The organism is Paenibacillus sp. YYML68, assembly GCF_027923405.1.
In the GTDB taxonomy this organism is placed as follows: Bacteria; Bacillota; Bacilli; order Paenibacillales; family NBRC-103111; genus Paenibacillus_G.
In genome coordinates this window covers 329,074-342,192 of the sequence record NZ_BQYI01000001.1, presented here as the reverse complement: position 1 = coordinate 342,192, position 13,119 = coordinate 329,074, and the positions used below count along the sequence as shown (strand labels likewise).

General features: G+C 55.3%; 5 protein-coding genes. 1 reads left to right on the top strand and 4 read right to left on the bottom strand.

Features of this window, described 5'->3' with window-relative positions; translation table 11 throughout:
- Positions 1-32: 32 nt before the first annotated feature.
- The 3 genes from PAE68_RS01585 to PAE68_RS01575 form a co-directional block, all read right to left on the bottom strand.
- Positions 33-1,058, bottom strand: a complete 1,026-nt coding sequence (locus tag PAE68_RS01585) for a TIGR00341 family protein (protein ID WP_281883412.1) — start codon at positions 1,056-1,058, stop codon at positions 33-35.
- A 206-nt stretch (positions 1,059-1,264) separates the two neighbouring features.
- The gene (locus PAE68_RS01580; RefSeq protein ID WP_281883410.1) at positions 1,265-2,896 is read right to left on the bottom strand and encodes an S-layer homology domain-containing protein; all 1,632 of its coding nucleotides are present in this window, start codon (positions 2,894-2,896) and stop codon (positions 1,265-1,267) included.
- A 33-nt stretch (positions 2,897-2,929) separates the two neighbouring features.
- Entirely contained in the window at positions 2,930-6,154 is a 3,225-nt protein-coding gene (locus PAE68_RS01575) for a choice-of-anchor I family protein (protein ID WP_281883407.1), read from the bottom strand.
- Between the two features lie 289 nt (positions 6,155-6,443).
- On the opposite strand from PAE68_RS01575, the gene PAE68_RS01570 reads away from it, so the two are divergent.
- The gene (locus PAE68_RS01570) at positions 6,444-7,184 is read left to right on the top strand and encodes an adenylate/guanylate cyclase domain-containing protein (protein WP_281883405.1); all 741 of its coding nucleotides are present in this window, start codon (positions 6,444-6,446) and stop codon (positions 7,182-7,184) included.
- 104 nt (positions 7,185-7,288) lie between these two features.
- Here PAE68_RS01570 and PAE68_RS01565 read toward each other — a convergent pair whose 3' ends face one another.
- Entirely contained in the window at positions 7,289-13,111 is a 5,823-nt protein-coding gene (locus PAE68_RS01565; protein WP_281883403.1) for an RCC1 domain-containing protein, read from the bottom strand.
- Positions 13,112-13,119: the final 8 nt, after the last annotated feature.

Here is a 13,119-nt window from a genome sequence, read left to right as displayed (position 1 = left end):
AATCGTCACATCGGTCTGAGGTGAAGACTCATTCAGAGCAACGACCCCGAGCCAATCAGCGACTCACTGTACAGCACAGCCACCACGAGCAGGAGGACGATAAGCAGAATGAAGAGCAGGCTGTACTTCTTCGAATTGTTCGCTCTTCGAACCTCCTCGTATTGAACCGGGTTAATGCCTGACAGCGTGAACGTAATAATACCCGCGAGCAAGATCGAGCTGATGTTGACCAGCAGCAATAATAACGCTCCCATCGCACTATCCCATCTCATCTCGCCAATCGACAAGCCCAACACGACCGTCGGGGGCAGCAGCGCCACCGCTACCATGACACCTACCAGGGAGCTTGGCACCCGCTTCAGCACCGATAAGGCGGCCGCTGCGCCCGATGCGAGAGCGAGTACAATATCCGTTAGGTCCACTTGTGTTCGGGCCACGAACTCGCTATTCGTCAGAGGCGCATGCAGGAACAGGCTGAGGGCGACCGAGATGCCGATCGTTAGCATAATTCCTTTGAGCACAGTCAGGATCGACTGCTTCACCAGCTGATAATCGCCGAGAATCGAGGAGAAGGCCAGCGCGATGACCGGACCTAATAACGGGGCGATGACCATACCGCCGATGATGATCGCGGAGCTGTTCTTCAACAGGCCAATCGTGACCACGATGGCAGACAGCACAATGAATAATAGATACGTTAAGTCCGATTTACTCGACGCTTCAATCTGTAGAAACAGCTCATGACGGCTCGCTCGAAGCAGCTTGAGCTGTTCGCCCTTCTCCTTCTCCAGCTCTTCCTCGGCGTTGTCAGCCTTGCGCTTCAGGAACGTCTGCACGGGGAACAGCATCACCTCGAAGCCGTCAATCAGGTTGGCAATGCTCTCGAAGTAGTTCAGAACGTCCTCCGAGTCCTCCGTCTTCACCAGAATGCGCACCAGTGTCTGCGTATCCGACTGCTCCTTCGACCAGAAGGAGACGATGTTGAACTGTGCAATCTTGTCGTGCACGCTTGCGTAATGCTTCTCCGGAATATACGCCTCGATCAATTGAAGAGCCATTCGGCACCCCTTACGCCAGAATATGAATCTGTTCTCATTATATGAGGTAACGCCGAATAATCAATACGAATTTCCATATCGCAGTCGCTGACAAGGCCATATCGTTCGGAAAAATGCCAATAGGGCCGTACGAGACAGCCAGGAACGACATTGCTTCGTTCCCGCTGCTTGTGCGGCCCTATATCATTAATATGGAAGCTTTTCGTTTACTTACTCATGCCTTGCAGCAATACGGCCAGCATCTTCGCCGCTTCCTCGCGGCTAGCTGTTCCTTGCGGACGGAACACGTTCCCTTCCATTCCGTTCACGATGCCTGCTTGCTGCAGCGCAGCAATCTCGAGCTTCGCCCAAGCGCTGAACGTGCCGCTGTCTGCGAAGCTATGCAAGGCGTTCGTCTTCGGCAGCGTATAGCCTGCATGCGCGGCGAAGCGGCTGATCATGACTGCCAGCTCCTCCCGCGTAATGAGGCCGTTCGGGTTGAAGACACCTTCGCCTGTCCCTTGGACGATGCTCGCGCTCGATCCCCACTGAACAGCACCAGCGTACCAGTCCGTAGCGTCCACATCGGTGAACAAGCCAGCCTCATAAGGCTTCTGTGTATCGCCGGACATTCTCGCGAGTATCGCCAGCACCTCCGCGCGCGTGATAGCCTTGGCTGGAGCGAATTGTCCCGCCCCTGAGCCTTGTACAATACCGCGAGCAGCCATATACGTGATGTAGTCCTTGGACCAGCCGGATACGTCCTCGAAGCTCACTTTCTTGAAGCCTACCCCATAGTGGGAAAAGTGCTTCGCACCAAACGTCATCGTACCGGACGCTTGGTCATATTGTCCGTTCGCAACCGTCGTCATCTGGCCATTGTCTGCGATGTAGTAGATGACGAGCGCATGGTGATCCTCGCTTGCGGCTGGCGCATACGGAATGCCTACCTTGACCGTTCCACCGCCGAAGTCAGGTACAGCAGCTCCACCGATGCTAACGGTCAGGTCCAGCACAGGACGATCGTCAATCGCAGACTGGGCACTGGACGGCAAGGTCGATGGATCAACCTTGGACGCTCCGATGCGAAGCTCTCCCGCGTCCTTCTTGTTAAGCGCCTGAAGACTCTTCTGATCGAAGGCCATCGAGCCCAGCGGCGTATCGATGACGAGCGCCTGGACGCCGCTGTCCACGAGCAATGCAGCAGCTTCCTTCGGCAGCTGCAGGACGACCTGCTTCGACTGCGCATTACCCTCAATCTTTAGCTGCAGAGCTGGTGTGCTCTTGCTGCTCGCGGCAGCCGACTTGAAGACGTCCACGTACTTCTTCAGCTGGTCGGCCTGAACAACTGCAGTCGAGACACCGTTCACGTCAGCAGCGGAGAGCTGTACGGACACGCTGTTGCCAGCCGCGTTCAATGCAGCTTCCTGAGCGGGTGCTCCAGGAATGCCGGACCCCGAGGCTGGTGTGCTGCCACCATCACCATTGCCGTTGTCGTTGTCGTTACCAACACCGTTGTCGGAGGTCTGCACCGTTACACTTTTCGCTACCCGTGTACCTCCAGAGACGACCGCCACCTCATAGGTGCCTACCGCCCACGTAGACGGAACCTTGATCGCGCCGTGATATTGCCCTGACACCGATTTCTGCGTGTCGAAGTAGACGAGCTCACCTGAGGCGCTACGGATGGACAAGACGACATCCGAGTCGGCGGAGGCTCCTGTCATAAGCAGCTCTTGTTCTAGCTTCACTTCACCCGGCACCTGAAGGGTGACAGCCACTGCGGAAGCTTGGGAAGCAATCGGCACGATGGCGAGCGCCAGCATGATAGCCAGTACGACAGCTATTAGTTTGTTCATTCGTGTTCCTCCTCGTATGGCGGCCCGCATGCCTTACTGTACCCCATAAGCTTCGGCAAGCACTCGAATCTGATCGCCTTCCGTCGCAGAGACGACCATGATCTTGACCTTCTTGTTCTGACCGACCTGAATCTGCTCCTCCACCGAGGTCGTTCCGGCCTGCACTTTCTTAATCAGCGTCAGGCCCGGTGTGTCGAAGGTGGTCCCTTCATACACTTGAACAACGATGTAGAAGTCTGCTTGGTAGCTTGGAGCGCCCTCTGTCCGTGATAGCTCGTATTGATACGTCGACATGCCCGCGTTCGCCGACTTCTGTACAGTCAGCTGGAACGGTGCGACATCCAACGGCTTCACATAGCCTTGATTAACCTGATACACCGCTACAGTGCCGCTCACTTCATGAGCGACGAGCAGGAGCGGGTAACCGGTTGGGCTGTTCGCCGCGTTCACAACAGCAAGACCTTCAGGGCTCACATCGCCCTTCATTGCTGCGGAGTAGTCTCTTGTGCTCATATAATCGAAGTACGTCGACTCAGACGGCTTCGTAATGTCATACATCATGACGCCGCCAACGCGCTCCAGACCGATCATCGCATACCACTTGCCGCCGACCTGCATCACCTTCACATCTTCAGGCTCTGGTCCTTTCTTCGAGCTGCGGTGATCCATCGTTATGTTATCGTTCGACACGTTGAAGTAATTCGGGAAGCGCTCCAGCGTCTTCTTCTCGAACTCACTGCCGCTGTCGTATACAAGCTCCATCGTATCGGCATTCCAGATCGAGAAGGAGCGTCCGCCCAAGATGTAGGTCTTGTTCGTATCCAGTCCGTCGTGCTCATCATTAATGAGCGCATCGATCGACCCGCCGTTTACGGACTTACTCGTAATATTTTTGTATTCCGCCCATTCGCGCGCGTCTCCCTCATTCGGCGTGAGCAGGTATGTTAGGCCACCGATCTCAGCGATAGCAGCGCCATCTGGCATATAGACGCCATATACGTTCTGATTCACAATATCGGCCTTGCTGTTACGATGAATATCGATTTCGTTACCTGGGAGACTATGATCCTTGAAGCCCAGTCCCTTTACAGTTGTAAAACGTGCATTCTCAATATCGAGCGTGGCGATCGCGTTCGCTTCCTGCAGCGTAACGTAAGCGGTCTTGCTGTCGCTCTTCACGACGATGTATTCCGGCTCCAGATCAACGGAAGGCATCGTGTTCTTCTTCAGAATCACTTGATTCGCAACCAGCTCCGACCGCTTCGCATCCCATTCGTCGAAGGTGACCACTGTAGCTTGAGCAGCTTTATTGTCATTGTTCAAGCTGACAATGGTTACGGAGCCCTTCGGATCAACTGCGCTGCTACCATAGCCATTGCGCGGCTCACCCTCATCAGCCGTCAGTACATATTGTCCGTCCGGCGTGAACGTAATCATATCCGGCTGCACGCCGACCTCGATATGGTGTACATAATTACCGTTGTAGTCGAGCAGCAGCACAGCACCCTTCTTCGAGTAGTCAGAAGCTTGAACCGCCGCTGCAATGAGCTTGCGTCCGGTATGGATATCGATGCTCGTAATGTCACCGAAGCCGAAGCCATGAATCATCCCGCTCACATCCACCCGCTTATCGAGCGTGAACGTGTTGCTGCCGTTCTGCAGATTCGCAAGACTGACAATGTCGATCTTCTTCTCGTTGCCGTTCACGAGGTACATCTTCTTGTTGTCCGTATTGTACTTGACGATCTCTGCTACACCGCCATCATCGCTCTGGAAGCCGGTGGAGAAGCTGCCCAAGTACGTGAAGCCTCCCTGTACAGCCGGTAGACCACCCTGCGTCGGAACCTGAGGGACCGTCGGGATCGGATCCACCGGAGGCTGGTTCGTACCTCCACCACTGGAGCCTCCACCCGGAATTGGAGTCGGGTCTGGACCTGGGTCTGGGTTGTTGCCTGGATCCGGATTCGGGTTCGGGTCCGTACCCGGCGACGTCGGCACAAGTCCCCACGGTCCGTCAGCCAAGCTGCGCGGACGGTTCTCTGTGACGAAGTCCTGTGCAGCGCCTTCATATGTTAATACAGTGAAGTCCGCCGCGTTGCTATTCGTATCCTGGAAGCTCACGCGTCGAACCGACTTTTGCTTGGAAATGGACGCAATGGCTGGACCTTCGCCGCCATCCTTCAACGCCTCATTCACCGTCACGTGATCGATCACCTTGCCGCTGTTGATCAGGCTTACATTGTACTGACTGTTGTCAATATAACGCTCGGTCCACTCGAGGTCGAACGCAGTCACACCATACTTCAATAAGCTATCAGTCGTTGTTTCTGCTGCTCCACGAACGAGGTAGGAGCTGTATCCTGGGATCGTACCCGTCAAGTCCTTATACACCCATTCGCCTACCGTCGTGCCCGCGTGGCTGCCTGTGCGCACGGAGGAGTAGCCTACCTTCCAGCCATCCAGGCTGATCGATGAAGCTGTCGGGTTGTAGAGCTCGATGAAGCTGTGACTGAACGGTGTGCTGCCCTTGCCACCGCCGCCGTATACTTGGTGAATCATCAGACTCGCAAGGCCCCAGCGTCCGTCCACCGTGCTGCGCGGTCGATACGTGGCTACGAAATCCGGGGTCTGCTCCTTGTACTCCAGCACCTCGAAGTCTGCCGCATTGTTATTCGTGTCCTGGAAGCTTACACGTCTAACCGTCTTCTGCTTCGAGATGGACGCAATGGCCGAGCCTTCCCCGCCATCCTTCAGCGCTTCCTTCACCGTCACTTGATCGACAACCGTACTGTCATGAACAAGACGCACATTGTACTGGTCGTTGTCGATGTAACGACCTGTCCATTCCAAGTCGTACTTCGTTACATCATATTTTAACAGACTCGAGCTCGTCGTCTCCGCCGCTCCGCGAATGAGGTAGGAGCTATGTGCCGGAATCGTACCCGACAGGTCCAGAGTGACCCAGCTGCCACTCGTCGTACCGAGGTGCTGTGTGCCAACGCGTGCTGAGGAATATTCGACCTTCCAGCCCTGCAGACTGACCGGTGCTCCCGTCGTATTATAGAGCTCGATGAAGCTGTGACTGATCGGCGTATCACTCTTGCCCCCGCCGCCGTATACTTGATGAATCTTCAGAGCACCCGGAGCTCCCGTAGTCGCCTCCGCTGTAGGCGCTGCACCGTAGCCAACAATTAGCTGGAGCAGCATAACGGCTGCTAGTGCAACACTAAGCCTTTGTTTCCACTTTCCGAACAACATGCTGTTCATACCCCTCTCCCATTATGTAATGATTGAAGTCCCTTTACGGTTCGACTCCTCGGCCTCAACCGCTTGTCCAACCGACGCACTTATTCATTATAAAGAAAAAGGGTATACGCAATTTAAACGTTACATTAAGGTTTTATTATAATATTGTAAATGTGTGGGGAGATGCGCTGCAGGTACGACATCGAATGATAGCGCGAGAGACTTGTCCATCGTCAACTTCTAGTCAATCATGTATACTCAGTAAGGATATAGCTTGCGTATCGTGGAGGGTGAGATCGGAATGATGGATGATTTCAAGAAGGTGTACTGTCGGGGCTGCTGGCAGCAGATGAAGGTGCCCATCTTTATTCGTACACCGCTATCGGTTCCTTTCCGCCTAATGGGCATTAGACCGAGCCGCATGCATCCTAACCTATGCACCCTATGCGAATCGATGTTCACGAGGGTCAAAAAGAATAAGCAAATCGACATTCAAGCGACGGTCATGTTCGCGGATCTAAGAGGCTATACCGCCTTATCGGAGCAAGTCGGCCCAGATGGGATCGCACGACTGTTAAATGCCTTCTATGACGAGTGCGCTCCAGCAATCTGGAGAAGAGACGGCATCATTAACAAAATGATCGGCGACGCGGTGCTATCCATATTCAACTTCCCTATCGAGCAGCACGATCATGTTCACCAAGCGATGATGGCGGGCATCGAGATCCAGAGGAAGTGTGCGGCTGTACAGTCTGAGCTTCGAGCAGCGGCGGGCCTCGATGTTCCGGTTCAGATCGGAATCGGCATCCATACGGGGACAGCTGCGATCGGTGAATTCGGTACCGCCTATAAGGACTTCACGATCATTGGTTCAGTTGTCAATAAAGCAGCACGGCTTCAAGGCGCAGCCGCGAATGGTGAGATCTTGATTACGGAGGAGGCCTATTCCCATATCGAGCACATGTATCCCCATCTGGAGCCCCGAACGTATCACTTGAAAGGGATGGAACAGCCTGTCATCGCTTATTCGGTTCCGGTGTAGGCAGGATGTCCAATAAAAAAGCTCCCCTTTTTTTCAACAGGACGAACACCTGTTTACTAAAAGAGGAGCTGCATACACAAAAGCTCTATAGGATTGAAAATGAATTATGGCGTTGGCATTAAATTGAACCCATCTACAGAACCAGGCGTGGTGCGTCCGTTATGATCGCCATTGCCAAGGAGGCCGTTATATCCGTCTCCCCATGTCCAGACCGTACCATCGGACTTCAATGCGATCGTCGTATTGCCGCCGCCGCCCGTCATCGCCACGACATCTGTCATGCCGCTAATTACTGCTGGCGTATTCGTATTGTTGTAATGACCGAAGCCTAGCTGTCCGTCACCGTTATAGCCCCAAGAGTAGATCTGCCCGCTGGCATCTCTTGCGAACGTGTTGTAATCGCCAGCGCTGACCATCGTTATATGAGATAGGCCCGGCACCTGTACAGCAGTCAGCTGATTCGCCGTCGTGCCGTTACCCACCTGCCCCATCTCATTGAAGCCCCAAGCATATACGGTTCCATCGTTCGTTAACGCAACTCCGTGCATATTGCCCGTGTACAGGGAAACTACGTTAGACAAGCCGATCACTTGTACAGGTGTGTTGCTGTGATCCGTCGTACCGTTACCCAATTGTCCGCGGTCGTTCATGCCCCAAGCCCACACTGTGCCGTCTGCCTTCAAGGCATATGCTGCTGAATAGGAGCCCCGAACAGCAATGACATCCTTCAAGCCGTCGACCTTCGTCGGCGCACTATAAGAGTCCCAAGCCCACACCGTACCATCGCTCTTCAGCGCTACCGCCAGCGTACCGCCCTCAGACCCGATCGCGACGATATGATCCAGACCTGGAACGACCGCAGGTGTCGTTCCCGCTCCCCGGCCCCACTTCCATACTTTACCTTGAGTGGTCAAGATCATGGTGTGGTCGAAGCCGGCCTGAACGGCGATAATATCGCTAGGCAAGCCCGGCACCGCAAATCGCTCCGTCCGCGCACTCGTTGTACCGTCTCCAATGCCCCCCGTCCAGTTCGCCCCCCACGTATACACTTGCCCATCTGTGGCGAGAACGGCGATATGACCTGCCCCCTCTGACAGCTGGTTGCGAGGAGTGATCGTTACTGGGTTGACTTGATGCGTCAACTCCCGCACAGACGTCTGATGCTTACCTGTCGGGTCGACCACCTGCACCGTGATGAGATGCTCACCTGCTCGCAACGGATCGAGCGCCAGCGTCAGCTTGTAGCCCTCCGCTGTACCTGTCGCTACGACTGTAGTGGTTGTGCCGTATACAGCATCATAGACGCTGTCTGACACCGTTACCTGCTGACCAGCTACGAGGTTGCCGATTACGACTACAGGCATATGGTTGGATAATGCAGCATTTAATGTAATGACCGGTACACCAGGGAATAAGTTGAAGTCAGACACCATACCCGGCACAAGACGACTACCCGTGCTACCGTCGCCAAGCGTGCCGTAGCCGCCATCTCCCCATGTCCATACCGTACCATCGGACTTCAGCGCAATCGCCGTATTGCCTCCGCCTCCCGTAATCGCGACGACATCTGTCAATCCGCTAATGACGGTAGGGGTATCCACGTTACTGTAATGGCCGAACCCGAGCTGCCCGTTACCATTGTAGCCCCATGCATAGATCTGACCGTTCGTATCTCTTGCGAAGGTGTAGTAATTACCTGCACTGATTAGATCAATGTTCGACAGGCCCGGTACTTGCACAGGAACGAGCTGATTCTCAGTCGTGCCGTTGCCCACTTGCCCCATCAGGTTGAAGCCCCAAGTATACACGGTTCCTGCGTCTGTCAGCACCACTCCGTGCATATTGCCCATATGCATCGACACGACATTCGTTAAGCCAGTTACTTGAACAGGCGTATTGCCGCTCTCCGTCGTACCATTGCCTAATTGCCCTTGATCATTAGAGCCCCATGCCCATACGGTTCCATCTGCTTTCAACGCATACGCCGATGCATATCTGCCTTGAATCGCAATCACATGGTCCAAGCCCTCGACCTTCGTCGGTGCCCCATAGGAATTCCATGCCCATACCGTTCCGTCGCTCTTCAAGGCCAGTGCCATCGTTCCGCCCTCTGACGAGATCGACACAACATGATCAAGACCCTGGACCGGCGCAGGTGTCGCTCCCGCACCTCGGCCCCACTTCCATACATGTCCCTGTGCAGTCAAAATCATCGTGTGGTCGAAGCCGGCCTGTACCGCAATAATGTCGCTAGGCAGGCCCGGCACTGCGAACCGTTCAGGATGCGCGGTAGTCGTACCGTCGCCAATGCCTCCAGTCCAGTTCGCTCCCCACGTGTACACTTGCCCGTCGGTCGCCAGAACAGCTAAATGACCCGCTCCTGCTGACAGCTGATGGTCAGGTGTGATATGGATGTCTCTGACCTTGTGATTGAGCGTCTGAGAGAGTAGGGTTACGCCTGTCATCCCATCCGTAACCGTCACTTGGAGGTCATGTACGCCTGGACTCAATGCATCCAGCGCGATCGCAGCCGTTGCACCCGCTGCTTCTCCGGATCCGACCAGCGTTGTGCTGCCACTATTGTAGACCTTCACTTGTGTGCCGGCATTGACATGACTTACACGAAGCAGCGGCATATAGTTAGACAGCGACGGGTCCAGCTCCACGACAGGCATCGCCCGCACAGCGCTTAACATAGCTTGCTCAGCCGCGGTGCCCGTTGTCGGAGCTACTACATTCTTCGGCGTCACCTCGAAGAACATATACTTGCCTACATCGGCTTGCTGCAGCGTGTACGCCGTGCTCACGGCTCCTTGGATTGGCGTACGATTCGTCGCATTCAAGTCGTCCGAACGGTACCACTGGTACGTGGAGCCTGCCTCTACATCCCCGTTCACATCGCCATACGTATAGCTGCCAGTCAACGTCTGGCCTTCTACGGCGACTCCGCTAATTGCTACATTTATTGCTATTGGTGCTGTCGGTGCCTTCACGACAACAGCAGTTACCGTGCTCTCCACCGCTGCGCCTGTTGTCGGCACCGTTGCCGTCTTCGGCGTCACCTCGAAGGTAATGTACTTGCCCACGTCGGCTTGCTGCAGCGTGTACGCCGTGCTCACGGCTCCTTGAATTGGCGTACGATTCGTAGCATTCAAGTCGTCCGAACGGTACCACTGGTACGTCGTTCCCGCTTCTGCGTCACCGTTCACATCGCCATACGTATAGCTACCAGTCAACGTCTCGCCCTCTACGGCGGCTCCGCTAATCGCTACATTTGTTGCCGTCGGAGCGGCTGGTGCCTTCACGACAGCAGCAGTTACGGTGCTCTCCACCGCTGCGCCTGTTGTCGGCACCGTTGCCGTCTTCGGCGTCACCTCGAAGGTAATGTACTTGCCCACGTCGGCTTGCTGCAGCGTGTACGCCGTGCTCGTTGCTCCTTGAATTGGCGTACGATTCGTAGCATTCAAGTCGTCCGAACGGTACCACTGGTACGTCGTTCCCGCTTCTGCGTCACCGTTCACATCGCCATACGTATAGCTACCAGTCAACGTCTCGCCCTCTACGGCGGCTCCGCTAATCGCTACATTTGTTGCCGTCGGAGCGGCTGGTGCCTTCACGACAGCAGCAGTTACCGTGCTCTCCACCGCAGTCCCCGTTGTCGGGGCTATTGCATTCTTCGGCGTCACCTCGAAGGTAATGTACTTGCCCACGTCGGCTTGCTGCAGCGTGTACGCCGTGCTCACGGCTCCTTGAATTGGCGTACGATTCGTCGCATTCAAGTCGTCCGAACGGTACCACTGGTACGTGGAGCCTGCCTCTACATCCCCGTTCACATCGCCATACGTATAGCTGCCAGTCAACGTCTGGCCTTCTACGGCGACTCCGCTAATTGCTACATTTATTGCTATTGGTGCTGTCGGTGCCTTCACGACAACAGCAGTTACCGTGCTCTCCACCGCTGCGCCTGTTGTCGGCACCGTTGCCGTCTTCGGCGTCACCTCGAAGGTAATGTACTTGCCCACGTCGGCTTGCTGCAGCGTGTACGCCGTGCTCACGGCTCCTTGAATTGGCGTACGATTCGTAGCATTCAAGTCGTCCGAACGGTACCACTGGTACGTCGTTCCCGCCTCTGCGTCACCGTTCACATCGCCATACGTATAGCTACCAGTCAACGTCTCGCCCTCTACGGCGGCTCCGCTAATCGCTACATTTTTTGCCGTCGGAGCGGCTGGTGCCTTCACGACAGCAGCAGTTACCGTGCTCTCCACCGCTGCGCCTGTTGTCGGCACCGTTGCCGTCTTCGGCGTCACCTCGAAGGTAATGTACTTGCCCACGTCGGCTTGCTGCAGCGTGTACGCCGTGCTCGTTGCTCCTTGAATTGGCGTACGATTTGTAGCATTCAAGTCGTCCGAACGGTACCACTGGTACGTAGAGCCCGCCTCCTGGTTGCCGTCCTGATCCGCATATACATAGCTTCCCGTTAACGTCTCCCCTACTGTAACCACGCCGCTCACCGATACGCTGGAGGCTGTCGGAGCGTGCTGTGGGGGGGAATCAGGCGACGAACCGGACGAACCTGAATTCGACGGCACACTTGGTGCTACTGGCGGTGCTGGAGTCGGTGCTGGCACGTTAGACGACGTCGGCGGCTTCTCGAACGTCGTACCCGGCATATTGATCTTCGCAGCCACAACCGTACCTTGACCGAGCATACTTACAACCGTATCCAGAACGAGCGAGTTCACCTTCGTCCCTTGACCGAGGTTGATCGATGATCCGGTAGCCGCAGAACCGACATTAATCTGCTGTATGCTTCCCTCCGGCAGGTCGACTTGAATCTGTGTGGAGCTGACATTGACCGTCTCGAATGTTCCTTGCAGCTTCACCTTCGAGCCTGCAGGCAAGGATGAGCTAATATTAACATTGCCAATGCCTGACCCTGTCGTACTGAAGCTATTGATCGTTGCAGGAGAGTTCACGACGACTAGCGCCACCGTCGTTGCGCCTTCAGATACAATTCTGACGATGCCTGTCCCGGCTCGCTTATCAATGACTACATCCACAAGCACCGAGTTGTTGAAGTGAATGCTGTTCTCCCCGCCGCCTCGTACCGTTACTTTCCCTGTCACCTTAACGTTGTCGAGGAACGCATCGCCCGTACCGATCCCCTCAGCGAGCAGCAGATCCCCGTTAATGACCATGTTCCTCAACGTAACTCCCGGCGCATGAACCTCGACGTTACGGTGTACGTGCTCGACGCCCTCTGCCGGCCCGTATGTACCAGCCTTGTCATAGGCGACAGTCTGCGATGCAGCTGCCCGGTCCAGCGTCACAATGGCCTCTGCGCGAGTAATGAGCGCCTCTGGCTTGAACGTATGGTCAGCACTGTAGCCCTTCATCAGCTGTGCGCCGACCACCGCATAGATCGCGCCCTTGCTCCAGGCTGCAATGTCTGCCGCATCCTCGATCACGATGTCCACCTTCGCCTGCGTCGTGTCGAGCTTCAGCAGTCTGCTGACGATGACAGCCACTTCCTGTCTGCTGATCGGCACGCTCGCACCGATCGTGCCATCGGCATAGCCGGTCATGTAGCCGGCATGCACCGCCTTCGCCATGTCGGCATAGGCCCAGTGAGTGGCTGACACATCTGTGAACGAAATGTCCGACTGTCCGCTAAATCCGAACGTTCGGTTCACAAGCACTATGAACTCTGCCCTTGTAATCGGATGATCCAGCTTGAAGCGGCCATCGTCGTACCCTTTCACAAGACCTTTAGCGATCCAGGCTGCAATCTGCTCCTGCGCCCAATGTCCTTGAATGTCCGAACGGTCCGCGGTGCTTGCCAGCACGGCCGAGCTGAACGATGAACCTAATAAACTGATCATCATGAACAATATAACGAACTTACGAATGTAATGATTATGCACAATATGCC